General features: G+C 64.7%; 27 protein-coding genes. 20 read left to right on the top strand and 7 right to left on the bottom strand.

The window, feature by feature from the left end:
• Positions 1 to 7: 7 nt before the first annotated feature.
• Positions 8 to 1,042, top strand: coding sequence for an NAD-dependent epimerase/dehydratase family protein (locus J2Y68_RS11785; protein ID WP_309993592.1), 1,035 nt, complete (start codon positions 8 to 10; stop codon positions 1,040 to 1,042).
• On the opposite strand, the gene J2Y68_RS11790 is transcribed toward J2Y68_RS11785, so the two are convergent.
• Positions 1,043 to 2,125 carry an FUSC family protein gene (locus tag J2Y68_RS11790; RefSeq protein ID WP_309993595.1) on the bottom strand — a complete coding sequence of 361 codons (1,083 nt, stop codon included), beginning with the start codon at positions 2,123 to 2,125 and terminating at the stop codon, positions 1,043 to 1,045. It abuts the gene before it with no gap.
• 183 nt (positions 2,126 to 2,308) lie between these two features.
• On the opposite strand from J2Y68_RS11790, the gene J2Y68_RS11795 reads away from it, so the two are divergent.
• Genes J2Y68_RS11795 through J2Y68_RS11805 form a run of 3 tightly spaced genes read left to right on the top strand, consistent with a single transcriptional unit; the run spans position 2,309 to position 4,322 of the window.
• A complete protein-coding gene (locus J2Y68_RS11795) occupies positions 2,309 to 3,298 on the top strand; it encodes a hypothetical protein (protein ID WP_309993598.1) in 990 nt (329 codons plus the stop codon).
• Positions 3,295 to 3,729 (top strand): phage holin family protein, encoded by a 435-nt coding sequence (locus J2Y68_RS11800; RefSeq protein WP_257370053.1) that lies wholly within the window; start codon positions 3,295 to 3,297, stop codon positions 3,727 to 3,729. The genes J2Y68_RS11795 and J2Y68_RS11800 overlap by 4 nt, the downstream gene beginning before the upstream one ends.
• Positions 3,726 to 4,322, top strand: coding sequence for a DUF3618 domain-containing protein (locus J2Y68_RS11805; protein ID WP_309993602.1), 597 nt, complete (start codon positions 3,726 to 3,728; stop codon positions 4,320 to 4,322). Before J2Y68_RS11800 ends, J2Y68_RS11805 begins: the two co-directional genes overlap by 4 nt.
• Before the next feature lie 92 nt (positions 4,323 to 4,414).
• On the opposite strand, the gene J2Y68_RS11810 is transcribed toward J2Y68_RS11805, so the two are convergent.
• The 6 genes from J2Y68_RS11810 to J2Y68_RS11835 form a co-directional block, all read right to left on the bottom strand.
• Complete coding sequence (locus tag J2Y68_RS11810; protein WP_309993605.1) at positions 4,415 to 5,014, bottom strand: hypothetical protein; 600 nt, start codon at positions 5,012 to 5,014, stop codon at positions 4,415 to 4,417.
• A gap of 81 nt (positions 5,015 to 5,095) precedes the next feature.
• The gene (locus tag J2Y68_RS11815) at positions 5,096 to 5,731 is read right to left on the bottom strand and encodes a hypothetical protein (protein ID WP_309993607.1); all 636 of its coding nucleotides are present in this window, start codon (positions 5,729 to 5,731) and stop codon (positions 5,096 to 5,098) included.
• A complete protein-coding gene (locus tag J2Y68_RS11820; RefSeq protein ID WP_309993610.1) occupies positions 5,718 to 6,353 on the bottom strand; it encodes a hypothetical protein in 636 nt (211 codons plus the stop codon). Before J2Y68_RS11820 ends, J2Y68_RS11815 begins: the two co-directional genes overlap by 14 nt.
• Before the next feature lie 46 nt (positions 6,354 to 6,399).
• Positions 6,400 to 7,176, bottom strand: coding sequence for a hypothetical protein (locus tag J2Y68_RS11825; protein ID WP_309993613.1), 777 nt, complete (start codon positions 7,174 to 7,176; stop codon positions 6,400 to 6,402).
• The gene (locus tag J2Y68_RS11830; protein WP_309993616.1) at positions 7,173 to 8,153 is read right to left on the bottom strand and encodes a hypothetical protein; all 981 of its coding nucleotides are present in this window, start codon (positions 8,151 to 8,153) and stop codon (positions 7,173 to 7,175) included. The genes J2Y68_RS11825 and J2Y68_RS11830 overlap by 4 nt, the downstream gene beginning before the upstream one ends.
• Before the next feature lie 156 nt (positions 8,154 to 8,309).
• Entirely contained in the window at positions 8,310 to 8,801 is a 492-nt protein-coding gene (locus J2Y68_RS11835) for an inorganic diphosphatase (RefSeq protein ID WP_039239147.1), read from the bottom strand.
• 213 nt (positions 8,802 to 9,014) lie between these two features.
• Here J2Y68_RS11835 and dacB point away from each other — a divergent pair, with 213 nt between their 5' ends.
• From dacB to J2Y68_RS11915, 16 genes are all read left to right on the top strand, one after another.
• Positions 9,015 to 10,460 carry a D-alanyl-D-alanine carboxypeptidase/D-alanyl-D-alanine endopeptidase gene (gene dacB, locus J2Y68_RS11840; protein WP_309993674.1) on the top strand — a complete coding sequence of 482 codons (1,446 nt, stop codon included), beginning with the start codon at positions 9,015 to 9,017 and terminating at the stop codon, positions 10,458 to 10,460.
• A 60-nt stretch (positions 10,461 to 10,520) separates the two neighbouring features.
• On the top strand, positions 10,521 to 11,642 hold the full coding sequence (locus J2Y68_RS11845; RefSeq protein ID WP_309993675.1) for a zinc-dependent metalloprotease: 1,122 nt from the start codon (positions 10,521 to 10,523) through the stop codon (positions 11,640 to 11,642).
• A 59-nt stretch (positions 11,643 to 11,701) separates the two neighbouring features.
• Complete coding sequence (gene tilS / locus J2Y68_RS11850; RefSeq protein WP_309993621.1) at positions 11,702 to 12,793, top strand: tRNA lysidine(34) synthetase TilS; 1,092 nt, start codon at positions 11,702 to 11,704, stop codon at positions 12,791 to 12,793.
• A 31-nt stretch (positions 12,794 to 12,824) separates the two neighbouring features.
• Positions 12,825 to 13,376, top strand: a complete 552-nt coding sequence (gene hpt / locus J2Y68_RS11855; RefSeq protein ID WP_026540856.1) for a hypoxanthine phosphoribosyltransferase — start codon at positions 12,825 to 12,827, stop codon at positions 13,374 to 13,376.
• Positions 13,377 to 13,578: 202 nt separating this feature from the next.
• A complete protein-coding gene (locus J2Y68_RS11860; RefSeq protein ID WP_309993624.1) occupies positions 13,579 to 14,433 on the top strand; it encodes a hypothetical protein in 855 nt (284 codons plus the stop codon).
• 212 nt (positions 14,434 to 14,645) lie between these two features.
• Positions 14,646 to 16,715, top strand: a complete 2,070-nt coding sequence (gene ftsH, locus J2Y68_RS11865; RefSeq protein ID WP_309993627.1) for an ATP-dependent zinc metalloprotease FtsH — start codon at positions 14,646 to 14,648, stop codon at positions 16,713 to 16,715.
• Between the two features lie 10 nt (positions 16,716 to 16,725).
• The gene (gene folE, locus J2Y68_RS11870) at positions 16,726 to 17,358 is read left to right on the top strand and encodes a GTP cyclohydrolase I FolE (protein ID WP_211710440.1); all 633 of its coding nucleotides are present in this window, start codon (positions 16,726 to 16,728) and stop codon (positions 17,356 to 17,358) included.
• 5 nt (positions 17,359 to 17,363) lie between these two features.
• Positions 17,364 to 18,269 (top strand): dihydropteroate synthase, encoded by a 906-nt coding sequence (folP, locus tag J2Y68_RS11875; protein WP_309993630.1) that lies wholly within the window; start codon positions 17,364 to 17,366, stop codon positions 18,267 to 18,269.
• 12 nt (positions 18,270 to 18,281) lie between these two features.
• Complete coding sequence (gene folB / locus J2Y68_RS11880) at positions 18,282 to 18,641, top strand: dihydroneopterin aldolase (RefSeq protein WP_309993632.1); 360 nt, start codon at positions 18,282 to 18,284, stop codon at positions 18,639 to 18,641.
• Positions 18,638 to 19,177: a 2-amino-4-hydroxy-6-hydroxymethyldihydropteridine diphosphokinase gene (gene folK / locus J2Y68_RS11885; protein ID WP_309993634.1), complete on the top strand. Its 540-nt coding sequence runs from the start codon at positions 18,638 to 18,640 to the stop codon at positions 19,175 to 19,177. The genes folB and folK overlap by 4 nt, the downstream gene beginning before the upstream one ends.
• 2 nt (positions 19,178 to 19,179) lie before the next feature.
• Positions 19,180 to 19,698: a DUF3180 domain-containing protein gene (locus J2Y68_RS11890; protein ID WP_211710444.1), complete on the top strand. Its 519-nt coding sequence runs from the start codon at positions 19,180 to 19,182 to the stop codon at positions 19,696 to 19,698.
• Positions 19,679 to 20,191, top strand: a complete 513-nt coding sequence (locus J2Y68_RS11895; RefSeq protein WP_309993636.1) for a PH domain-containing protein — start codon at positions 19,679 to 19,681, stop codon at positions 20,189 to 20,191. The genes J2Y68_RS11890 and J2Y68_RS11895 overlap by 20 nt, the downstream gene beginning before the upstream one ends.
• Positions 20,188 to 21,753: a PH domain-containing protein gene (locus tag J2Y68_RS11900; RefSeq protein ID WP_397334965.1), complete on the top strand. Its 1,566-nt coding sequence runs from the start codon at positions 20,188 to 20,190 to the stop codon at positions 21,751 to 21,753. Before J2Y68_RS11895 ends, J2Y68_RS11900 begins: the two co-directional genes overlap by 4 nt.
• Entirely contained in the window at positions 21,746 to 22,654 is a 909-nt protein-coding gene (locus J2Y68_RS11905) for a Rossmann-like and DUF2520 domain-containing protein (protein WP_211710447.1), read from the top strand. The genes J2Y68_RS11900 and J2Y68_RS11905 overlap by 8 nt, the downstream gene beginning before the upstream one ends.
• Positions 22,655 to 22,659: 5 nt before the next feature.
• Positions 22,660 to 23,562: a pantoate--beta-alanine ligase gene (panC, locus tag J2Y68_RS11910; RefSeq protein WP_309993642.1), complete on the top strand. Its 903-nt coding sequence runs from the start codon at positions 22,660 to 22,662 to the stop codon at positions 23,560 to 23,562.
• A 106-nt stretch (positions 23,563 to 23,668) separates the two neighbouring features.
• Positions 23,669 to 25,177, top strand: coding sequence for a DHA2 family efflux MFS transporter permease subunit (locus J2Y68_RS11915; RefSeq protein ID WP_309993645.1), 1,509 nt, complete (start codon positions 23,669 to 23,671; stop codon positions 25,175 to 25,177).
• The last annotated feature ends 346 nt before the right edge of the window (positions 25,178 to 25,523 follow it).

Consider the following 25,523-nt stretch of genomic DNA (forward strand, 5'->3'; position numbering starts at 1 on the left):
TTCCGCCATGCGCATTGTGATTACTGGAGCCACCGGACACGTCGGGACGGAGGTCCTGAAGCGGCTTCAGGTGGCCCGCTCAGAGGAAGGCGCAGATCTTGAACTGGTAGGCGTGGTCCGCCGCCACCCCGACCAGGACGTCGCCCCGTACCAGGGCGTCGACTGGCGCACCTTGGACATCGGCGCCGCCGTGGACCAGCCAGCCTTGGAGGCTGCATTGTCCGGAGCGGATGCCGTGGTGCACCTTGCCTGGTTGATCCAGCCAAACCACAATCGGGAAATGCTCCGGCAAACCAACGTGGCAGGAACGGCCCATGTTTTGGCTGCGGCACGGAAAGCCGGGGTCCGGCACATCGTGTGTGCGTCCTCGGTGGGAGCGTACTCTCCGGCTCCGAAGGACCAGCGAACCCAGGAGGGCTGGCCAGCAGCCGGGATCCCGAAGTCGCACTACAGCGTGGACAAGGCTGCGCAGGAGCGGCTCCTGGACGATTTCGCGAAGGACAACCCGGACATTGTGGTGGCGCGGCTTCGTCCAGCATTGACGTTCAGCGCAGGAGCCGGGAGTGAGGTGGGACGGTACTTCCTGGGCCGCCTCCTGCCCCGGTTGGTGCTGCCTAAGCCGTGGTTACCGCTGCTCGCCCTGCCCAAGGAGCTGGTGTTCCAGGCGGTGCATGCGTCCGACGTTGCCGACGCCTACTGGCGTGTCCTCGAGCGCAGGGCCGAGGGCGCTTTCAACATAGCCGGCGAGCCTGTCATCGACCCCAATGCCCTGGCATGGACCTTCAACGCCCGGCGACTGCTGCCATTCCCGCTTCCGGTGCTGCGCGCCGTCGTCGAGGTCAGTTGGCGGCTCCGCCTCCAGGCGACCGACGGCGGCTGGGTGGACATGGCCGCGAACGCGCCCATCATGGACACGGGACGCGCACGCAGGCTGCTGGGTTGGTCGCCGAAGCATTCATCGCTGGAATCCCTGGCCGAAATGCTGGACGGGCTGGGGACGGGTAAGGGCCGGAAAGCGTCACCGCCGCTCAAGCCCCGCTAGCTACTCGGCGGACAACACCACTGTGAGGATCCGCCGCAGGCTCATGGCCACCGACGCCGGTGCGTTCACCGGGGACTGTCCCGCGGCGGCCTCGGCCACTGCATCGCTCAGCGCGGATATCGAGTCCTTCGCCTCCGTCAACAGGGTGCCGAGTTCATCCGATTCGCCGTCCCGCCAATGGTCAATGACCAGGGCCGTGGACTCCAAAGCGTCCGAAAGGCAGCCCACCAAGGCGTCGGGGATGACCGTCCCCGCGTCCTTCTCCCAGATGGCGCTCGCAAGGACGTCGGTGATGTCCTGGACGTGGAACGTGAGCCGTTCCAGCGTCCGTAAACCAGCCAGGTCCCCGGGCAAACGGGTTGCCAGGCGGCGGGAGCGGGGGTTCGCCTTGGCACTCAGTTCGGCTTGGTGGACGGCAGTCCGGACGCCGGCGGCCGTCAGGGAAAGGTCGTCGCTTCTGCTGGCCCACGCTTCATGGTCGGGGGGCCACGATTCCTCCATGGCCCGTGCCATGTCCTTGAGCTGCCGGGAGAGTGCGCCCTGGTGGCCGCTGATGGCGGGATCGATGTCGTCCAGGTGCAGCGGGGGAATCACCAACCAGTTCACGGCGAATCCCACCGTCACCCCCAGGGCCATTTGGAGGACGTACCCGAAGGAGAAGCCCTCTGCGTTCGAGCCGCCCAGCACCAGCACGAACAGTGCAGCCATGGGTATCCACTCCGAACCCGATCCCAGGCGTGGAAGTCCTCCGATCAGCACTCCCAGCCCTACCACCAATGCCACGGAGAAGGAGTTGGGGTCCGCGACGGAGGTTACAACGAAAGCCATACCGATCCCAAGGACCAGGCCGGCAAGGCTTTGCAGGCCGTGTTTGGCGGAGTCCGCCACCGTGGGGTGCATGCTCACCAGTGCACCCAGCGGCGCGTAGTAGGGGTAGGCCGCGGCAGGACCGGGCATGTAGGGGGCAAGCCACCAGGCAAGGCCTGCGGCTAACGCTGTTTTGGCGGCGAACAGGAGCCGGTGTCTGGTGATGGTTTTCCGAAGCGCGGGAATCAGCCGCCGCCTGTAGGGCATATGGCTCATCAGTCCCACGTTCGCAGGTATTGCTGCACGTGTCGAGCGGGAACATGCTGCATGTGGGGCAAACCATCTTTTCTGGATTCCGCGATTAGAACGGTGGCAAGCGGGTACACAACCATTGATAGTAACGATACTTACTATCCCGGCTGCTGTCCGCAGCCTGCCAACTGTGGAAAGAGAGCGACAATGACTGAGAGCCAATCGCCGCAGGACGGAAGCTTCGCGGCACCAAGGAACGGCGGCACCGCGGGTACCGAACCGTTTACCGGAAGCTACCTGGACTCGCCGGACGTAGAATTCGACACCGCAGGAACCACCACCAGCCCTTCCGGCACCGGAACTGACAGCTCCGGCAAGGTTGACGCTGCAAAGCATGAAGCCGCGGGAGTGGCCGGCGCCGTCGGTGATGCTGCCGGCGGAGTGGTCGATACCGCCAAGACCGAGGCTGGCCACGTGGCCCAGGAGGTCAAGGTGAACGCCCGGCAACTGCTCACCCAGACCAAGGGCGAGTTGTCCGACCAAGCACAGGCCCAGCAGCAGCGCGTTGCCGAAGGCCTGCGCTCCATCTCGGACGAACTGTCCACCATGGCCAATTCGACGGATAACGGCGGTGTCGCCACGGACTTGGTCCAGCAAGCGGCCCAGCGTTCTTCGTCCATCGCCCAGTGGCTGGAGAGCCGGGATCCCGGTTCCCTGCTGGACGAAGTCAAGGGGTTCGCCCGCCGCAAGCCCGGAACGTTCCTGTTGCTGGCCGCCGGAGCCGGTGTCCTCGCCGGTCGCCTGGGTCGTGGCATGGCAGGCGACGCCTCCGAATCCGCCTCAACCAGCGGCACTGCTGCTGCCGGGACGCCGCGGGCTGCGTATTACCCCACCCAGGGCGTGCCCTCCCAGGGCGGCGCCGTTACCCCGCCGGCCGTTGACCTGCCGGGACCCACCGCCACCACCGCGGGATACGGTTCAGCCACCACCACCGGGTACGACGCCGGAACCACCGGGTACGACGCCGGAACCACCGGATACGACGCCGGAACCACCGGCGGCTACGACGGATCCACGCTTCCCTACCCGGAGACCGACGCCGGCGGCGTCAAGGCGCAGGGCGACCCGCTGGCCGGCCCCCTTGATCCCGACGGCCTTGAGCGCCCCGACGATCCCCAGTACGGAGGTCACCGATGAGTAGTCCTGCCGACCTGCCTCCCACAACAACCGCGCACGAGAAGGCTGAAACCCTTCCCCTGGGCGAGCTGTTGAGCGACCTGACGCGCGACGTTTCCACGTTGATGCGCCAGGAAGTGGAGCTGGCCAAGGCGGAACTCAAGGAGTCCGCCACCAAGGCTGGCAAGGGCGCGGGAATGCTGGGCGGTGCAGCTTACGCCGGCCACATCACCGTGCTGTTCCTGTCCATTGCCCTCTGGTGGGCTTTGGGCCAGCTCATTGGCCTCGGATGGTCCGCCGTTGTTGTGGCGGTTATCTGGGGCATCGTCGCTGCCGTGCTGGCCTCCATGGGCCGCAAGGAACTGAAGACCATCAACGGCATGCCGCGTACGGCCGAAACCGTCAAGGAAATACCCCCCGCTTTGAAACCGAACACTGAGGAGACACGATGACGCAGAACCCCGACGCCCTGCGCGCCGATATCGAAGAAACTCGCCGGCGGCTGAGCACCAACGTTGACGCCGTGGCGGACAAAGTCACCCCGTCGCACATCGTCAACCGCCGGGTGGACAGGATGAAGACGGCCGTGTTCGGTGCCCGTGACGACGTCCAGGACCGTGCCGGTGACGTAGCCCACCGCGCCGGGGACGCTGTTTCCGGCGTAGCCAGCAACGTGTCCGGTGCCGTCTCGGATCTGGGCGACGCGCCGCAGGTGTTGAAGAGCAAGGCCCAAGGCAGCCCGATCGCCGCGGGGCTCATCGCCTTCGGCGCAGGCCTCCTGGTGTCCGCGCTCTTCCCGCCGTCGGAGAAGGAACGCGAAGCGGCCCACGCCCTCAAGGACGCGGCCCAGCCCTTGACCGACGAATTGAGCCACGCTGCGCAGGAAGTGGCCGAGCACCTCAAGGAACCTGCCCAGGACGCGATGCAGAACGTCAAGGACAGCGCCACCGAGGCCGCGGCAAACGTCAAGGACGAAGGGCAGGCCGCGGCCGCCGACGTTCAGGACCGCGCCACCGCAGCAAAGGACAACGTCAGCAACCAGTAACCAGCAGGCTCACCCAACTGAGTGACAGCAAACGCCCTTCTGACCGTTCTGAAGGGCGTTAGCTGTCACTCAGTTTTGCTTTAAGGGGTGCGTCAGCGCACTTCCAGGATCATTTGCAGCAAACGTGCGGCGGCCGGACGGGCGGCATGCTCTTCGGCCCATTGTGCGCGGGCCAGCGTCTTGCTGACGGCTTGGGTGGAGATGCCAAGTTCCTGCGCAACCGCCTTCTGCTGGCCCCGGACGCCAGGCGTCAACAGGTCCAGCACACGCCATTCCGCGGCGCTTCGGTGCTGCACGATGTGTCCGAGGAGCCGCAACACAGCCTCGGCTTCGGAGGCCAGCGCCGTGAGGGGGCCGTCCACCGCCACTGGAATCCGTTCCTTGCCGTTGCGCAAACGGTCCACAGCCCGGCGGGCATATACGAGTCCATGGCCGGAAGCATCCCTGACCAGGTTGGGCAACGGCTCGTTGATCGGCCCCACCCCGATCCCCACGTACCACTGGCTGGACCGAAGGGCGATCAACGCCGTCTCCACGGCCTGATGGCTGGACTCGACAATGCCCTGCACTTCATCCTCCACCGAACGGTCGAAATCCAACCGCGCTGGAATGTGGCGAAGGTCCTTGAGCAACTGGGGCACAAGGTCGCCGTCGCGGCGGCTGTCGCGTTGGTTGATGGTGAGAGTGAACATAGTGGATCACATGCTACCGGCTGGTAGCGCCTCTGCAAGGGGAAAATCTGCCTGTTACTTTGTCCGGAGCGGCGCTTCCGGCTAGCCCAGTGCGGTGCGTTCGGTCAGCACGACGGCGGGCAGCGCGCCTGCCGCCGCAAGGTCGGCGCCGGGTATACCAGCGTGGCGCAAGGAGGTGTGGACAGCTCCCACCATGGCTTCCAGGTCTTCGTTCGTGGCGAACACCCAGAAGGTTTCGCGTGCCCGGAACACCAGTGCGTTGACTCCGCCTGCTCCCAGCGACACCTTCTGCTTGGCCACCAGGCGCCGGTCCGGATCGGTGCCGTCCACAGTGGTCACCACTTTGAGGGATGCGGGAGCGATATCAGCCCACGGGAACACCAGCAGCGTGTGTTTCTGGGAGTATCTGGCAACCATCCCGCCGTCGAACACCAGCAGCTTCCGGAAGCTGCCCAGGAAGGTCATGGACCACAGCACCAACCCAGTGAGGATGCTGGTCAGGACAAAGAAGAGGGGATCGTTGAAGTGGCCGGCCTCCCGCGTCGAGCGGATGGGGCTGATGAACTCGGCGATGGTCCCGAACACGAACCCCACCACCAGGCAAGGGACCAGCATCTTCCAGAAGATGCGCCTGGAAGCTGCCACGTAGCGGAGCCGCCCAAGCTGGGGCTCCAGCCGTCGCTCAACGCGGCGGACCAGCCAGTTACGGCCGTGCATCCGGGCGCTGGCCGTAAAGGTTGGGGAGGTTCTCCTGCTCCGCGGCTGCGGCTTTTTGGGCAGCGGCAGCTTTGGGATCAGTAACCGGCGGCATGCCCTGGGCCAAGCCCGAGCGGCGGTCCACAGCGGCGAACTTAGGGTCCCATGTGTCGCCGGATCCGCCACTGAAGGCTGCGGCGATGACCATCACCACGAAGAAAGGGAAGAAGGACCAGCAAATAGCCCGCCAACCACCCAACCAGGCACCCGCCGTCGTGCCATCCTTGATCCGCACCGACCGCATGCCCGCAGCAGCGTCGCCGACGCTTCCCACGGTGCCCCAGATCATGCCGTAAACAAACAGGCCAACAAACCAGAGGGCAACATACAGGGTCAGCCACAGGCCGTCGTTGTAGCCCAGGGCCGAGCCGCTGTTCATCATGGATTCGCGCACCACTGCGAGGATCACGGCCAGGACCGCGTACCCGGCGAGGAAAACGATCGCGTCCAGGACCCGGCCCCAGAAGTGGGCGCTTCCCGAAGCTTTGACGAAGTACGCTCCGGTGTCGGGATGGCGGCGTACGGGACGACCGTTGGCGGCGTCAACCAGTCCGGTAGCGGTGGTGGACTTCGGATTGCTCATGAGGGGCTTTCGGCTCGACGGCGGTGTGCGGCGTGGGTGCGGATCGTCAGGCCAGTCCGGCGAGTCCGCCCAGGACGCTGGCCAGGGATGCCTGGGATGTTTCCTTGAGCTCAAGGGTGACGGTCTCGTCGGTTACCCGGGGTGTCAGGACGTGCACGCCCGACGGGCCGGTATAGACGGTGACGGTGGGGAACTCGTCCGTGTCGGCATTGAATGCAACGACGTTGCTGGCCGCCTGGGTGTCCGCGAGTGCTGTGGCCGCGTGTTCCTCGAACTGGGGTTCCGTGTACACGGCAGCGTCGGTGTCGCGGTTGGCTGCCTTTTCCGGGTCCACGAATTCGGCCAGCCGGGGCACCAACTGGTCGCGCGTCACGGCGGTGAAGCCATGCAGCCCGCCCTCGTCCACTTCTTCGAGCAGGACGCCGTCGTCGTGGAGGTAGCCGTACAACCAGCGCTTGCCGGTGGATACCGTGCGCTCAATCGAGATCACACTGCTGCCGCTGCGCCGCAACGTCAGCGCACCGGTGATGTCCTCGGTTGCGTGGAGGCGGGAGGGCTCGGCCTCGCCCTCGAAGATCACCGGGTACACGAGCTCCTTGGCGAGCAGGCCACGCAAGGCGACGGCACACATCAGTTCTTTGTTGGCATCCTGGGCAGAGAGCCAGGGCGTGGCCACCAGTTGCTCATGTTGGACGCCGTCCAGGGCCACCACTTCTTCGTCGGTCAACGTGGGCAGCGCCGTTCCTGTGGCACTGGCTGATGCCAGTACCCTGGCTGCGGCCTCTATGTCCCGCTGGGTCCATTTCATGGTGCTGGTGGTCATCCGAATATCCCTCCGACAAAGTTTCCAACTGACTTGGCGGCATTACCGACCCCGTCTGCCACCTTACTGCCTACGTCCTTGGCGAAGCCGGCCACTTCCTTGGCACCGTCGGCAATGTAACTGCCGGGGTTCCGCGCGAAGTTGGAGATGGAGTCCCAGTTGTCGGCCACGAGGTTACCCAGGGCCCAGGCCCCGGCAACAATGCCTGCGCCGATGACAATGGGCGCACCGATGGGTCCCAGCAGTGCTGCGCCACCGGCGGTCATGAGCATGATGCTACCCACGCCGCCCACCACGGACAGGCCGCCGGCCACCCGGTCACCCGTACCGCGCCAGCCGTCATGCTCCGGGTTGATCATGTCGCTGATGCCCCCCACGATGTTCAGCGGGGCGGCCAATGCGCCCGCGACGCGGAGGCCCTTGGAGAACTTGCTCGCATCCTGGAACGCCTGGCTGTAAGGGATGTTGGCTTTGAGGTCCGTGAGGACATCGGTGACCTTCTCGCCGTTGCGCAGCGCTGTGAGGGCATCTCGGACCACCGTTCCACCTGCGCGCCAGTTAGTCAGGACTTCACGGGTCTTGACCCATTCCGCATGGCCCAGCTTGCCGTACTTGTAGGCAGTCCAGAGCTGCGCGGCCAGGTCCTTGACGCCCATGCCGCTGTCGTAGACGTCCTTCAAGACTCCAGCCGACGTGCCCGAGCCGTCATTGTGGCTGGCGAATTCCTGCTGGTTGGCGTGCTTTTTCAGCTGGCTCGCGTTTTCCCGCAGCATGTTGGCGGCCTTCATCAGGCTCTGCCGGTGCTGGCTGTTCCAATCGCCCTTGAACACCGTGGCGTCCCTGCCCTGCCACGCCGTCGCGGAGTTAATGGCGTTGGACAATTGAGTGCCCTGCAGGCTGATGGCGTCGGCGGCCTTGCCCATCACGCCCGCCAGACTGCGAAGCTGCGCGATGTCCGCGCCGTAAAACCCAGCCATGAGGAACCCCCTGTGTGCATGCATCGAAAAGTCTCGTCCCAGCCTAGGGGGACCAGCGGCATGTCGCGATGGGGAGCGCTGCCCATCGTTGCTTAAAGAACGACGGCGGCTGGTGGGGTTCACGGGGAACCGCACCAGCCGCCGTCGAGCGTTAAATCAGTGTCCCGCAGCCGGAACGTAGCGCTTGATGGAAGCTTCCAGCTCGGCTTCGGCGGCGGCGCGGTCGCCCCAGCCCTCAGCCTTGACCCACTTGCCGGGCTCCAGGTCCTTGTAGCGCGTGAAGAAGTGCTCGATTTCCTTGATCAGGAATTCGCTGACATCGCTGACTTCCTGGATGTGGTCGAAGCGTGCGTCAACGGGAACGCAAAGGACCTTGGCATCTCCGCCGCCGTCGTCAGTCATGTTGAAGACACCGATGGGGCGGGACTCAACGATGACGCCCGGGTGGAGGTCGAAGTCCTGGAGGAGCACCAGTGCGTCCAAGGGATCGCCGTCTTCGCCCAGCGTGTTCTCGAAGAAACCGTAGTGCGTGGGGTACTGCATGGAGGTGAACAGGACGCGGTCCAGGCGGACACGGCCGGTTTCGTGGTCAACTTCGTACTTGACGCGCGATCCCTTGGGGATCTCGATGGTCACGTCGTGCTTCATGGAATGCTCCTTGACGGGTGTGGGTGGGGCGTCGCTCCGCCGAAGCGGCCGTCACGGGTGACGGTGCCTCAGGCAGGCTGCTCAGCCCGGGGCTGGCGGCAGGCAAAAATAGCAGCCGGTGCTGCCGACTACTATTGAGGATATAGCGAGAGGCCCGGGTTTCTTGAACCGGCGGGGACATTTCAGGACTGACAGGACCAAGCAACTTCCATGATGGGCGTTAAAAACGGGGATGCCCGCTCAGGGTTATCCACGGCGTGGGGGCGCTTGAAATGGCCGGTGCTGTTGGCCACCGTTTTGCTGTGCCTGGCTGCCGTGGTGGTGGCCGGGATGATGCCCGGGCTGCTTTCACTGCCCAAACCAGCAGCCTCAGTACCCGCCTGGCAGCAGGAACCCGACCACCTTTCCAAGGCCAGTGGGGTCCTTCCCCTCGACGCAAACGCCCCGCTTCCGGCATCCGCCGAAGTCACGGCACTCCTCGATGCCACGCTGAAACCGGACGGTGCGGGCACCATCAGCGGCGTGGTCATGGACGCTTCCACCGGCAAAGTCCTCTTTGACCGCGACGCCTCAGCCAACCGGATCCCGGCGTCGAACATGAAGCTGCTGACCGCCGTCGCAGCCCTGAAAGCCCTGGGCCCGGACACGCGCTTCACCACCCGCGTGCTTGGATCCGACAATCCCTCCACGGTTGTACTGACGGGGGGAGGGGACGTGCTGCTGGGTGCTTCCCCCTCCGATCCCAACGCCGTCATGGGCAGGGCCGGCCTGGCATCCCTGGCCGCAGATACGGCCACCGCGTTGACGGCCGCCGGAGTCAAAGGGCCAGTCACAGTCCAGGTGGACGACACCCTGTTCAGCGGTGCCCCCCTCAATCCGGCTTGGAGCCTTGACGACGTTGCCGCCGGCGAGACGGCACCCCTGTTTTCGCTGGCGTTGAATTCGGGCCGATACTCGCCGACTGTGATGAGCGGGCCCCGCCCCCAGGATTCCGCGGTCACCACCGCCCAGGCCTTCGCCGAGCAGTTGGCGGCTGCCGGCGTGGCGGTGGGTCCCGGCGTTGAACGCGGCAAGGGCCTCCCCACCAAGGTGCTGGCCGCAGCTGAGTCGGCCACCGTCAGCGAACAGGTCGACCTCATGCTGGAGACCTCGGATAACTTCCTCGCCGAAGCCTTGGGCCGGATGACCGCAGCCGCGTCCGGCAAGGAAGCCACGTACGACGGCGCCACTGCGGCCGTGCGGCAAAGGCTGGCGGAGTTGGGGATCGCCACGGATTCGACGCAGTTGGCCGACGTATCGGGCCTTGCGTTGGAAAACCAGGTCAGCGCCCGGCAGTTCGTCGAGGTTGTCCGTGCAATCACCAGCGGCCCGGACCTTTCCCTCCGCACGGCACTGGACGGTTTCCCGGTAGCTGGACTGACAGGCACCCTGGATAACAGGTACGTGGATGCCAGCACGGCCGAAGGTGCTGGCCTGGTCCGTGCCAAGACCGGGACGTTGAATTCAGTGATCGCACTGAGCGGTTATGTGGTTGACGCCGATGGCCGGCTGCTGGTGTTCTCGTTCATCGGCAACGGACTCGAACCCGGTGCCGCCGGAAACAAGGTGGCCATGGACCGGGCAGCGTCCGGTCTGGCCTCGTGCGGCTGCCGCAGTTGAAGCTCCGCGTCCAGCGAACTTAACGGCTCATTGCCAGTCACGTGTGGTGTGATGGTCCGTATGGTGTCATCTGCCCGCGACTCGTCAGCAGGGGCCCCGTCCCTGATCAATTGGGACCTGGCCGCCTCTACGGCTGCCCGGCTTGCCCCTCCAGGTCCTGAGCTCAGTGCAGGGGAGATCGGCAAGGCGGTGGATAACCTGCGGTTCAACGCGGACATCTCCGTCCCCCACGTGCACGACATCACGGGCCTGGATGCCGCGAGGGACCTGCGTGATTCCCATGTCCTGGTGGTGGATCGTGCCTCCTGGTCCAAGGCCAACACGCAGAGCTTCGCGGTGATGCTCCAACCTGCGCTGCAGAAGATGGTGGAAAGCCGCGGCAGCGTGGCAATGACCCCTGCAGCCGCAGCCGCCAGCGGTGCCATCACCGGCACCCAGCTCGGGGCCGTCCTCGCCTTCCTCTCCAGCAAGGTCCTGGGACAGTACGACCCCTTCGCGGCCCTTGCACCGGGCGCCAACGTTCCTCCGGGCGGCCGGCTCCTCCTGGTGGCGCCCAACATCATCTCCGTGGAGCGCGAACTCAACGTCCACCCCGACGATTTCCGGCTCTGGGTCTGCCTCCATGAGCAAACCCACCGTGTGCAGTTTGCCGCCGCGCCGTGGCTCCGGCATCACATGCTGGATGAGATCGAAAAGCTCAGCGGCAACCTGCTGGGCAACATGGATTCCTTGGTTGACCGGGCAGGCGCCATCGCCAAGTCCCTGCGCGACCGCAATCCCTCAGACAAGGTGCCCGGCCGCGGGGCCATCCTGGACCTGCTCCAGAACCCCGAGGAAAAGGCCTCCCTCTCCCACATCACCGCCGTGATGAGCCTCCTTGAGGGTCACGCCAACGTGGTGATGGACGCCGTGGACGCCAGCATCGTTCCGTCCGTGCGTACCATCCGCCAGCGCTTCAACGAGCGCGGCAAGGAACGGGGCGTGGTGGAGAAATTCATCCGCAACCTCCTCGGCCTGGACGCCAAGATGCGGCAATACACGGACGGCGCCAAGTTCGTCCGCGAAGTCGTTGCCGTGGCCGGGATGGAAGGCTTCAACAAGGTTTGGGACGCCGCCGAGCATCTCCCCACGGAAGAGGAAATCCATAACTCCAAACTGTGGCTGGAGCGGATGGGGCTTTGAGTAGGGGACGACGGCGGCCAGGGCGTTTAGCGCCGGTCGTCGGCAAGGCACGCAAGCAGTTGCAAAACGCCCTCGCCGCCGCAGGCTATCCGTCACGTGTGCTTGTGGCATGCAGCGGAGGCCCGGATTCCTTGGCGCTCGCAGCCGTTGCCGCGTACTTTGCCAGGCGTGGGCACGTGGATGGGCATCCGGTGTCAGTAGCGGGGGTGGTGGTGGACCACCAGCTGCAGCCCGGCTCGGCTGACGTCGCTGCCCGGACTGCATCGGTGTTGCGTGAGTTGGGTCTCGCCCCGGTGGAAGTGCGCACCGTGGACGTTGCTGCCACCGGGTTTGGGCCCGAAGCCGCCGCCCGGGACGCCCGTCACGCAGCCCTCGACGCCGCCGCTGATGACCTTCGCTGTGAGGCGATCCTCCTGGGCCACACTTTGGACGACCAAGCCGAACAGGTGCTTCTGGGGCTTGCCCGCGGTTCCGGCACCCGATCCCTGGCAGGTATGAGGCCCGCCCGCGGGCGCCTGCTGCGGCCCTTCCTCGGTCTTCGGCGCGAAGAGACGTTGGAGATCTGCGAGGTCGAAGAACTGCATCCTTGGCATGATCCGAGCAACGCCGATCCCGCATTTGCGCGATCCCGGACCCGGGTGGAAGTCATGCCTGTCCTGGAAGAGAAGCTCGGACCGGGAGTGGCCCAGTCCCTTGCCCGGACCGCGGCCATCCTTCAGCAGGACGCCGATTTCCTTGAGGACCTGGCCAACGAGACCTATCTCTCACTTGTCCGGCGCGAGGATGGGGACGCCTGGTTGCCCGAGGACGCCGTCCGGGAGCTGCCCGCGGCCCTGAGGTTCCGCGTCATTGCGAAGGCTGCCTCCGACGTCGGGGGCCAGCAGCCCGGCTACGGGCGGCTCCAAGCCGCGGAAGCGCTGCTTCGGCGGCAGGGATCGGCCGGGCCGGTGGAACTCCCCGGTCACGTCAGCGTATTCCGTTTATCCCTCAGCGATCTGGAACAGCAGCGGTGGGACCTTCCAGGTTCGGCGACTGCTGCGCCGCTGCCCGCGACCGCCTCCGCAAGCCAGGATTCGACCGGCGTCGGTCCCCGCGATGCCGCGCGCTGTGGGAAGCTAGTATTCCGGCATCAGAAATCGTCCCAACAGTAGCCGCACCCGAGCATCAAAACAGGAGCCATTGGTGGATTCAAACGACGTCCAGGCAGATCTCAAGCACGTTCTTTACACCAAAGAGCAGATCCAAACACGCATCGCGGAACTCGCAGCGCAGATCGACAAGGACTACGAGGGCCGCGACATCCTTGTCGTCGGTGTTCTCAAGGGTGCGGTGATGGTCATGGCTGACCTGGCACGCGCGCTGCACAGCCACGTCAGCATGGACTGGATGGCGGTCTCTTCGTACGGTTCGGGAACGCAATCGTCAGGTGTTGTCCGGATCCTCAAGGACCTGGACACCGACCTCATGGGCAAGGATGTCCTGATCGTCGAGGACATCATCGATTCCGGCCTGACCCTTTCGTGGCTCAAGTCCAACCTCGAATCCCGTGGCACGGCCAGCGTCGAGATCTGCACGGCATTCCGTAAGCCGACCGCAGCCAAGGTGGAAATCGACGTCAAGTACGTCGGCTACGACATCCCCAACGAATTCGTCGTGGGCTACGGCCTCGACTACGCCGAGAAGTACCGCAACCTGGACTTCGTCGGCACCCTGGCTCCGCACGTCTACGAGTAGGCAGCGCCGCACCCCGCTTTCACAACGCCGCACCACTTGCCGCTTCCCGCACCCACAACCCCTGGTGCGCTGGGCGGGAAGGGGTGCGGCGTGTGCGCTTAAGGGGTGCGCCCGGCGGCACCGTGTGCGCTTGCGGTGACGTGCGTTCGGTTGGGACGCCCCCGGCCTCGAATCGCGGCCCTACCCGGAGCTAAACTGGACTATGACCGGTGCCCCCGCCCGTCCATTCCTTTGGCTCGTCGTCGTGGCGACCGTCCTTACGGGATGCACTCCTTCTTCCGGTGCCGGGGAAATCGTCTCCGCTCAGCCGCAGGCATCCATCACAGTAACCCCGCCGGAGGCCGCGCCGACACCGTCGTCGCCGCTCCCGGGCGATTCGCAGCCCACCACCCCGCCGCAGGCCGCGCCCACAACCCCGGCCGCTGTCTCGGCCCCGCCTCCGGTGCCTCAGCCGTTCGCGCTGAACCTGTTCCGCGAGGGCGACTTTGTGCCGCAATACACGTTTGACTGGTGCGTTGCCGCGAGCATCCAGATGGCCCACAACCTGGTGGACGACACCGGTGGTGGAACCTGGGCCGCTTCTGCGCAGCAAGGCGAGTTGTGGGAAATGGCCAGGGCGAGGTCATCGGATTCGTTCAACGGCGCAAACCCCTTCGGCTGGGCGCTGGTACTCACCGAGGTTGGAATGGGTCCCTACAAAGTAGTGAGCGTCGCCAATTACGACGACGCACTCCGGACTGCGGCGCGGGCGATCACCGAAACCGGCCGACCCGTGGGCTTGGTGATGTGGAGTGGCCGTCATGCCTGGGTGATGAGTGGGTTCGAATCCGTGGGGGATCCTCGGGTATTCGCGGACTTCTCCGTCACGGGTGTTCGTGTCCTGGATCCGTTGTATCCGTACGGGAGTGGCCAGTGGGGGCCATCGCCGGAACCCAACAGCCTGATCACTCCCGGGCAGTTGGCCACCCAATTCGTGGTCCGCGAGCCGCGGCGGTGGAGCAATCAGTTGCCCGCAGGCTACTTGCTGGTCCTGCCGGTGGCCGCGGTCAACGGTTAGGTCCCCGGTCACGCCCGTGTTTGGTAAGCAGCAAACCCTGTCATGTCGCACAGGACACGAGTATCCTATGTACGCCCAGAGGGAACTTTTGGACTTTCCGGTGCGTGAATTACTGGGAACGGTGTATAGCTTGAAACTGAAGCAGCACCACTCGCGCGCAGAAGTTGCGCCTTGCAGCACTACCAGGAGGGACGGGGCAAAACCCCGATCAGATGAAAGCTAAGAGTTTCTTCAAGGGCCCGGGCATCTGGATTGTTGTCGTCGTAGGCTTGCTCCTGGTGGCATTCGCGACACTTGCTCCGGGCGGTTCCACGCGCATTGACACCAAGGAAGGCCTTGAGCTCCTTTCCCAGAACGGGAAGGTTGAGCAGGCCAAGATTTTCGACGCCGAGAATCGTGTTGACCTGGTACTCAAGGACAACTTGAACCTCGATGGCCAGGACAAGGGCAAGAACGTCCAGTTCTTCTACGTCACGGATCGCGGTCCTGATGTGGTGAAGGCTGTCACCAACGCCAACCCGGATAAAGGCTTCACGGACCAGCCGGTCGAGAACAATTGGTTCTCCGGGCTTTTCTCGCTTCTCATCCCGGTGCTGCTGCTGGGTGTCCTGTTCTGGTTCCTGCTTTCTCGCATGCAGGGCGGCGGTTCCAAGGTGATGCAGTTCGGCAAGTCCAAGGCCAAACTGGTCAACAAGGACATGCCGCAGGTGACTTTCTCCGACGTCGCCGGTGCTGACGAGGCCGTGGAAGAGCTCCAGGAAATCAAGGAATTCCTCCAGGAGCCCGCTAAGTTCCAGGCGGTAGGCGCCAAGATCCCCAAGGGTGTGCTGCTCTACGGCCCTCCAGGTACAGGTAAGACCCTGCTGGCTCGTGCTGTCGCTGGTGAAGCCGGTGTTCCCTTCTTCTCCATTTCCGGCTCGGACTTCGTTGAAATGTTCGTCGGCGTCGGTGCTTCCCGTGTCCGCGACCTTTTCGAGCAGGCCAAGGCAAGCTCTCCGGCTATCATCTTCGTCGATGAAATCGACGCTGTGGGCCGCCACCGTGGCGCCGGCATCGGCGGCGGTAATGACGAGCGCGAGCAGACGCTCAACCAGCTCCTCGTGGAGATGGACGGCTTCGACGTCAAGACCAACGTCATCCTCATCGCAGCCACCAACCGTCCGGACGTCCTGGACCCGGCCTTGCTGCGCCCGGGCCGTTTCGACCGCCAAATCACCGTGGAAGCCCCGGACATGATCGGCCGCGAGCAGATCCTGAACGTCCACGCCAAGGGCAAGCCCATGGCTCAGGGCATCGACCTGAAAGCTGTTGCCAAGAAAACCCCCGGCTACACCGGTGCTGACCTGGCCAACGTGCTCAACGAGGCCGCACTGCTGACCGCGCGTTCCAACGCCAACCTGATCGACGACCGTGCTCTGGACGAGGCAATCGACCGCGTCATGGCCGGCCCGCAGAAGCGCAGCCGTGTCATGAAGGAACTTGAGCGCAAGATCACCGCTTACCACGAGGGTGGCCACGCGCTGGTTGCTGCGGCATTGCGCAACTCGGCCCCGGTCACCAAGATCACCATCCTTCCCCGTGGCCGCGCCCTCGGCTACACCATGGTCATCCCCGAGGACGACAAGTACTCGGTTACCCGCAACGAACTGCTGGACCAGATGGCCTACGCCATGGGCGGCCGTGTTGCTGAGGAAATCGTGTTCCACGACCCCTCCACTGGTGCTTCCAACGACATTGAGAAGGCCACGTCCACGGCCCGGAAGATGGTCACGCAGTACGGCATGAGCGAACGCGTTGGTGCCGTGAAGCTGGGCCAGGGTGGCGGCGAGCCGTTCCTCGGACGCGATGCCGCACAGGAGCGCAACTTCTCGGACCAGATCGCCTACGTGGTGGATGAGGAAGTTCGTCGCCTGATCGACCAGGCACACGACGAGGCCTACGCCATCCTCACCGAAAACCGCGACGTCCTGGATCGCCTGGCGCTGGAACTGCTGGAACGGGAAACCCTGAACCAGGCTGAGATCGCGGAGATCTTCCACGACATCCGGAAACGCGATTTCCGCGAGATCTGGCTGTCCAAGGAATCCCGCCCGGTCCAGTCGATCCCGCCGGTCGAAAGCCGTGCCGAGAAGGCGGAACGTGAGGCCCAGGAAGAAGCCAAGAAGGCCCGCCTGGACGAGCCGTTGGATGTCGTGGCCCCGCACGCCCAGGGCGTCAGCAGCCAGGAGTCCTTTGAAGCGCCGAATCCCAACGGCGGCCCTGACAACCCTCATCACGGCTAAGCTTTCTGCTGTGACTCATTTCGACGACGACGACCTCGCCGCCGCCCACGGTTCTGCCGCGGGCTCCAAGCACGGCCATAAAGTGGATCGCCCGCGCATTGAAGCGGCGGTTCGCGAGATTCTCCTTGCAATTGGGGAAGATCCCGAGCGTGGGGGCCTCCAGGACACGCCAAAGCGCGTGGCCAAGGCCTACGCCGAGGTCTTCGCGGGCCTTCACCAGCACCCGGAAGAGGTGCTGTCCACTACCTTCGACCTCGACCATGAGGAGCTTGTCCTCGTCAAGGACATTCCCTTCTACTCGACGTGCGAACACCATCTGGTGCCTTTCCACGGCGTCGCGCATGTCGGTTATATTCCGTCACATGACGGCAAGGTCACTGGGCTTAGCAAGTTGGCGCGGCTGGTGGATATCTATGCCCGCCGGCCCCAGGTGCAGGAGCGGCTCACTACGCAGATCGTTGAGGCCCTTGTAACCCACCTGAACCCGCGCGGGGCGATTGTCGTCGTCGAATGCGAGCATATGTGCATGTCCATGCGCGGCATTCGCAAGCCCGGCGCGAAGACCGTCACCAGCGCGGTGCGCGGTCAGCTCCATGACCCGGCCACCCGCGCCGAGGCCATGAGCCTCATACTCGGAAGGTAAGCATTATGGACTCCCTCGCTGCAGCACCCGGAACCGGCCCGGCCACAAGCCCGCTGCCGGTTCTCCGTAAGCCGCGGCCCGCGGCCAGGTTCGAGGACCTGCCAACGGACCGCACGCTCGTCATGGGAATCCTGAACGTCACCCCGGATTCCTTCAGCGACGGCGGCACCCACCGGACGCCGGATACGGCTATTGCCCTCGGTTTGCGTATGTTCTACGCGGGTGCGGACATCATCGACGTCGGAGGCGAATCGACGCGCTCCGGTGCGGAACCGGTTTCCCCCGAAGAGGAACAGCGCCGCGTTATCCCGGTCATTGAGGCGCTGGTCAAAGCTGGCGCGCTGGTCAGCATCGACACGATGCACACGTCCACTGCCGCGGCAGCCGTGGAGGCAGGCGCTGGGATCATCAACGACGTTTCCGGCCTGACCATCGAGCCGGACATGCCCGAACTCGTGGCCCGCACCAAGGTTCCCTACATCCTCACGCACCGCCGTGGGGATGCCCTGACCATGGACAGCCTCACGGACTATGACAACGTCGTTGACGATGTCGTGGCGGAGCTCAGCGGCGTCCGCGACAAGCTGTACGCAGCGGGCGTTGCCCCGGAGCAGATCATCATCGATCCGGGCGTTGGTTTTTCCAAGAACGAGGACCAGAACTGGGAGATCCTCAAGAACCTCGACAAGCTTTTCGGCCTCGGCCACAAGGTGATGGTGGCTGCTTCCCGCAAGCGGTTCCTCGGTTCGCTCCTGACTGTCTCCGGCAAGTCGGCTGCGCCTCTTGAACGTGACGCCGCTACGGCGGCCATCACCGCTTTGAGCGCCACCAAGGGCGCCTGGGCTGTCCGCGTTCACGACGTCGGTCCCAGCCTTGACGCCGTCAAGGTCGCCGCCCGTATCGCCCGCTGATTGGAAAACGCTGTGGACAGGATCACGCTGACCGGCGTCACCGCCGTCGGTTATCACGGGGTGTTCGATTTCGAGCGCCGTGACGGCCAGCCTTTCGTGGTGGACGCAGTCCTGCACACGGATTTCACCAAGGCCGCCGAGACTGATGACCTGCAGTACACGGCGCATTACGGCGAAGTTGCCGAGCTGATCACCAAGCACATCGAGGGTGAACCGCTGAACCTGATCGAGGCCTTGGCCGTCAGGATCGCCGAGGGCATCCTGGCGAACTACGCCGTTGCGGCCGTCGATGTCACCGTCCACAAGCCCAAGGCGCCTATCGAAGTGCCTTTTGGTGACGTCACTGTCAGCGTCCACAGGGAGCGATCATGACGTCTGTCTACATCAAGGCCATCCTGGCGCTGGGCAGCAATCTGGGCGAGCGGAACGACACACTCTCCACCGCAGTGGCGGACCTCGTGGATCCTCCCGAGGTCAGGTTGCTTGGGGTGTCCCCGGTAGTCCAGACCAAGGCTGTTGGCGGACCGGAAGGCCAACCCGATTTCCTGAACATGGTCATGGCGGTCGAAACGACGCTCACGCCGTTGGAGCTCCTGAAGCATTGCCATGACGTGGAACAGAAGCATCACCGTGTCCGCGAAGTACGTTGGGGTCCCAGGACCCTTGACGTGGACATCATTGTCTTCGGCGACCTTGTCAGCGAAGATCCCATCCTCACCATCCCGCATCCGCGGGCAGCCGAGCGTGCTTTCGTGCTGTACCCGTGGTCCCTGCTGGAACCCCACGCCCGGTTGAACGGCAAGAGCGTGGCTGAACTGGCTGCCGTCGCGGCCGACATGCCGGACATCCGTCGGTTTGACGGTTTCGGCGACGTCGCCGGCGTGCCCGCCACGGGCGCGTTGGAGTAGCCATGAAAGCAATGCGCCCCGTCGTCCTGCTGCTTATCGCCGTTGTCGCTGCCGTCATTGCCTGGCTGGCTACGATGGCTACCAACCGTTTCAGCATGGCTACGCCGGTCCTTCCTGAATCTGCCCTGATCACCATGGGCGTCATCGCCGGGCTCACCCTCATCATGGGTATCCGGGTGTTGCGCTGGCGGAACGGCAAGAAGAAGAACATGCTGAACCCGATCCTGGCTGCGAGGACGTTGATCCTGGCCCAGGCTTGCGCGTATGCCGGGACACTCCTCCTGGGTTGGCACGCAGGTATTTCGATTGACCTCCTTAGGGTCAGCCTCCGAAGCGGCGAGGGCATCCTCTGGAACGCTTTGCTCATGGGTGGCGGCGGAGTGGCGATGGTGGTGGTGGGGATCGTGGTTGAGCGGTTCTGCCGGATACCGCCGGAGGACTTTGAGGGCGGCACCCCCGGCCCGGACACGCGCCGCGGCGAGACCAAGGGTGAGGGCGAATATGCCTACCGCGGCGATTGATCCTCCGGGCGTCCAATGGCTCAGGGTCTCGCCGAAGTACGTCACGGTTCGCTTGGTGGAGTGGGCCATCGGCAATGTGCTGTTGTTGGTGATCCTCAGTTTGCCGCTCCTTTGTGTGCTTCTTGGGTGGTGGCGCTGGCCGCCGTTGTGGCTTGCCGTCACGGTTCCAGCGGTCGTGCTGGTCCTGGCACTGTGGCGCCTGGTGCTGATCCCGCGGCAGGTGCGTGCCATCGGCTATGCGGAACGCGACGACGACCTCCTTATTCGGCGCGGCATTTTCTTCCAGCGCACCATGGTGGTCCCTTATGGCCGAATGCAATATGTTGACGTCGCCGTTGGGCCCGTGGAGCGCAGCCTGGGGCTGTGCACGTTGAAGCTTCACACCGCATCTGCCGGAACCAACGCGCACTTGCCAGGACTTCCGGCGGAGGAAGGCGCGCGACTCCGCGAGCAACTGTCGGCCCGCGGAGAAGCCCGGCTGGCCGGGCTGTGAGCCCGGAGGGAAACGCGGCTGTGAGCCTCCGGGATGAAACCGTCGACGGCGTCTGGCGGCGGGTCCACCCGGCGTCGCCGTTCGTTCGCGGCTGGGTGGCGCTGGCCGCCGTCGGATACTTCTTTGGCCGTGACGCTTTCGAGCGCGTCCTGCAGGGCCGGGAATTCGTGGATCCCAACCTCAACAGCCGGGCCCCGTGGCTGCTTGCCGGTGGAGCTGTGCTCCTGCTGCTGACCGTTGGCGGTTTTATCCTCAGTTGGTACTTCACGCGCTATCAAGTGGCTGAGGGCTATGTCCGTGTGAACACGGGTTTCCTTTTTAAGCAGCAACGACAGGCCCGCCTGGACCGCGTCCAGGCCATTGACATTGTCCAGCCGCTGCTGGCGCGGATCTTCGGCCTCGCTGAACTCAAGTTCGAAGTGGCCGACGCCGGCGAGTCGGCTGTGCGGCTGGCGTACCTTCCGCTTGACCAAGCCAAGCAACTGCGCGCAACCATCCTCGCACGGGCGGCGGGCGTGGTCAGCGGCCCGGAAGCGGCCGGGGAGGAAGTGCCTGAGGCGCCCGAGCATGTGGTGTTGTCGGTACCACCGGGGCGGCTCATCGGGTCCCTTCTTTTGAGTGAGCAAACCGTGGGTATCCTGCTGGGCGCGGCCGCCGTGGTGGGTGTTTCTGTCCTCATGGACAACCAGGCAATTTACCTGGCGTTGATCCCCGCCATCCTGGGCATCGGAGCCGCGTATTGGAGTTCGTTCAATAAGGGCTATAACTTCACTGCAGCGATCTCACCGGACGGCATCCGGCTTCGGTACGGGTTGCTGGACACCCAGGCGCAGACGCTCCCACCCGGTCGCATCCAGGCCGTTATGGTCGCCCAGCCCCCGATCTGGAGGATCTTCGGCTGGTACCGGATGCACGTCAACGTGGCCGGCTACGGCGCCGCGGGTACCGAAGGTGCTGCCCGGACCATGTTGTTGCCCGTTGGGTTGAAGCCCGACGTCATGCGGATGATGTCGTTGGTGCTGCCTGATCCTGGCGTGGACGATCCCGAAAGGGTGTTCACTGCGGGGTTGACGGGGCTCGCCGCGGGAGGCCGTTCGGCTGGCCCAAGCGACGACGGCTTCGTGGTGACCCCGCGCCGAGCACGCTTGCTGGCACCACTGGGTTGGCGACGCAATGGTTTCTTCGCCACCAGGACCGCCCTGCTGATCCGCTCCGGCCGCTGGTGGCGCACGCTGGTGGTTGTTCCGCATCAGCGGACACAGTCGATGGCCCTGCATCAAGGCCCTTTGGCCCGGCGCTTCCGGGTGGCCGACCTGGTGCTCCACACAACGGCCGGACCGGTTTCGCCCAGGGTTTTCCAAGCCGGGGTAGAGCAAGCCGTTGAACTGTTCGACCAACAGGCGGCGCGGGCCCGGGAGGCCCGGAAGCGGCAAACCAGCGAACAATGGCTGGCACAGGTAGCCCCGCAGGCCCCGGAAGTCGCAGCCACCGCGCAGCCACAGTTGGGGCACTCAGAGCAATTCCCATCGCCACTACAACAGGAGGACCGCCAGGATGGCTAGGCCAGGACGACTCGGAGTCGGGATCATTGGCGCCGGGAAGGTGGGCGCAGTGCTTGGTGCGGCCTTGCGCGCCGCCGAGCACGCCGTCGTCGGGGTTTCCGCGGTGTCCGAGGCGAGCCGCGAGCGTGCCGAAAACCTGCTGCCCGGCGTCCCGATCCTGGAAATCCAGGACATCGTGGAGCGCTCGGAGCTGGTGCTGCTGGCCGTCCCGGACGATGCCCTGGGTGAGTTGGTTGGGGGACTGGCCAAGCTCGGCGCCTGGCAGCCCGGCCAACTGGTTGCGCACACCTCGGGCCGGTTCGGCGTCGGAATCCTCAACCCGGTCCGCGCGGCCGGCGCGATTCCGCTGGCCCTCCACCCCGCTATGACCTTCACGGGCATGAGCCTGGACCTGACCCGCCTCATGGATTGCACGTTCGGTGTGACCGCGGACGCTGCGATGCTGCCGATCGCCCAGGCACTGGTAGTGGAGATGGGTGCCGAGCCGGTGGTCATTGCCGAAGGTGATCGCACGCTCTATCACGCTTCCCTCGCGCACAGCTCCAATCACATGGTGACGTTGGTGGCGCAGGCGTCGCAGATGCTGCGGGAGATCGGCGTCGAAAACCCTGAGTCCATGCTGGGCCCGTTGCTGCGCGCGACCCTGGAGAACGCACTTGCCTCCGGCGAATCAGCGTTGACCGGACCGGTGGCGCGTGGGGATGTAGGTACCGTTTCCGCGCACGCCCAGGCGCTGAAGGAATACGACGGCGGCGCCGGCGGCGATGTCCTTGCCGCCTACCAGGCCATGGCGCAGGCTACCGCGCGCCGTGCAGTGAACCGCGGATTGCTGCGCCCGGAACAACTGAACGACATCAGCAAGGCTTTGGGCGAGGAGCCCGGGGCGTTGGAAGGAAACTGAACAGCATGGCCATCAAACTCGTAACCACCGCGGCCCAGCTTCGTGCCGAAAGCGCCAGGCTCCTGGCAGCCAAAGGCGGGAATTCGCAGGGACTGGTGCCCACCATGGGTGCCCTCCACTCCGGTCACGCCGCTCTTGCCCGGACCGCCGTTGCCGAGAACGACGTCGTGGTTGCCACGATCTTTGTGAACCCGCTGCAGTTCGGTGACGCCGTTGATCTGGACCGTTACCCCCGCACGCTCGACGCAGACTTGGCCCTGCTCGACGCAGAAGGCGTTGACCTGGTCTTCGCGCCCTCAGTTGACGAGGTGTACCCGGGCGGACAGCCATTGGTGCGGGTTACTTCCGGCCCGCTCGGCGACAAATGGGAGGGCGCCTCGCGCCCCGGCCACTTCGACGGTGCCCTCACCGTGGTGGCCAAACTGCTGCACTACGGACTTCCCGGAGGGGCTTCAGCTGACGGCACGACGGCGGCCTACCGGGCTTACTTTGGCCAGAAGGACGCGCAGCAGTTGGCTCTGGTTAAGCGCATGGTCGCGGACCTGAACTTCCCCGTGGAGATCGTCCCGGTGCCCATCGTCCGCAGTGAGGACGGTCTGGCATTGTCGAGCCGGAACCGGTTCCTTTCGGATGAAGAGCGCGAAGCTGCACTGGTGCTGTCGCGGGCACTGCGCCTTATCGAGTCCCGCGCAAACGCCCACGAACCGCTGGACCTGGACTCCGCCGTCGAGCTTGTCGAGTCCCAGCCGCTGGTGGAACTGGACTATTTCGACGTCGTGGATCCCACCACGCTGGAACCGCTGGCGGAGAACTGCAAAGAGACTCCGTTCCGCGGCGAGGGTTTGGCGATCATCGCAGCCAAGGTAGGTCCGGTGCGGCTCATCGACAACGCACCATTGTTTTCCTAGCGTTTGGAAATTTCCTACTGACGGGAATTCGGTGGGCGCTTAGACTGTTCTAGTCTTCACCGGCATCGATCGCCGGCCACCAAAAACCACACCTTGGGGAATCCTCATGTCTACCGACGTCTCGTCCGACGCCAACGGCAAGCCCGAATCCGGCGCGCCCACCTCCGGCGGTGTCACCGCCACGGAGGCTCCGCACCAGCAGGCTCCTGAAGCCCAGGCCCCAGCGTCTGGAAAGATGTCCCGCGAGTCGGTCACCGTCATCGTGACCTTGCTGGTGGCCACGTTCGTCGTGATCCTCAACGAGACCATCATGAACGTCGCCCTGCAACGCCTCATGACGGATCTCCAGGTGAGCGCCTCCACGGTGCAGTGGCTGGCCACTGGCTTCATGCTGACCATGGCCGTAGTCATTCCCACCACCGGTTTCATCCTGCAGCGGATGAGTACGCGTGGGGCGTTCATGCTGGCCATGGGTCTGTTCAGTGGAGGCACCTTGCTGGCCGCTTTGGCGCCAGGATTCCTTGTGCTCCTGCTGGCGCGAATCGTCCAGGCAGGTGGAACGGCCATCATGCTGCCGCTGCTGATGACCACCATCCTGACCCTGGTCCCCATGTCCAAGCGTGGTGCCGTCATGGGTAACGTCAGCATCGCCATCTCGGTGGCCCCGGCCATGGGCCCCACGGTCTCCGGAATCATCCTGGACAACTTCTCGTGGCGCTTCATGTTCGTGTTCGTGCTGCCGGTCGCTTTGGCTGCCTTCGCGATCGGTGCCAAGTACCTCACGAACGTGGGCGAGCGTGGAAAGACCACCCTGGACGTCTTCTCCGTGATACTCACCGTGCCTGCCTTCGGTGGCTTGGTGTACGGTCTGAGCCAGATCGGTGGCGCAGACGCCGGGATTGTTCCTGTCATCGCTTTGGTGGTCGGGCTCCTCTGCCTGGCGCTGTTCGTCTACCGCCAGCTCAAGCTCCAGAAGTCAGACTCTCCTCTGCTGGACCTCCGTGCTTTCAAGTTCCGCATGTTCACCGTGTCGACGCTGTTGATGGTGGTTGCGATGATGGCACTCTTCGGTGGCGTGATCCTGTTGCCGCTGTACCTGCAGAACACGCTTCACCTGCAGCCACTGGAAACCGGGCTGGCGCTCCTGCCGGGCGGGTTGGCCATGGGCTTGCTGGGCCCGGTCATCGGGCGGATCTTCGACAAAGTCGGACCCCTGCCCCTCACTCTTTCAGGTTCCATCCTCATGGTCCTCACCCTCTGGCAGTTCTCCCGCCTGGATGAAGCCAGCGCCCTGGGGTGGGTCATTGCCCTCCACGTCACCCTGAGCCTGGGCCTGGCACTGCTCTTTACGCCCGCGTTCACCACTGGCCTGAACCCGCTGCCCCCGCACCTCTACTCCCACGGCTCAGCGATCATCAGCACGGCCCAGCAGGTTTCGGGTGCGGCCGGCACGGCGCTGCTCGTCTCCATCTACGCCGTTGTTTCCGCATCGTCCGGACTGGTGGCCGGCATGCACGCAGCCTTCCTGGCCGCGACCGTCATAGCCATAGCCGCAGTAGTCCTCGGCGCCATGATGCGTAAGACCGAAGGCGCCGCCGGCCACGGGGGCCACTGACCCTCCCTCACCTCCCGGAGTCTTCAGGCCGACGCTCTCTCACTTCCCGGGGTCTTCAGGCCGACGCTCTCTCACTTCCCGGCCCATTCCAAGCAACGCTCTCTCACCTCGGTGCGGGAGCGTTGCTGGTTTTCCGGGTGGTGCACGACCCGCATCTCTTACCTTCCAGGTGCTCTCTTACGTCCAGGGGTCTTCGGAACTTCTCACTTTTTCGTCGGGCGTGAGGTGTGACGGGGTTCACTGTGCGGTGATTTGGGGGTTGGGGTGGTTTTTGGGGTGTTGGTGGGGTTGTTTTCCGGGTGTTTGCGGGGTTTTTGGGTGGTGTTGGGGTGGATTTGGTTCGGGG

It is taken from the genome of Paenarthrobacter nitroguajacolicus, from assembly GCF_031455195.1.
GTDB classification, from domain to species: domain Bacteria; phylum Actinomycetota; class Actinomycetes; order Actinomycetales; family Micrococcaceae; genus Arthrobacter; species Arthrobacter nitroguajacolicus_D.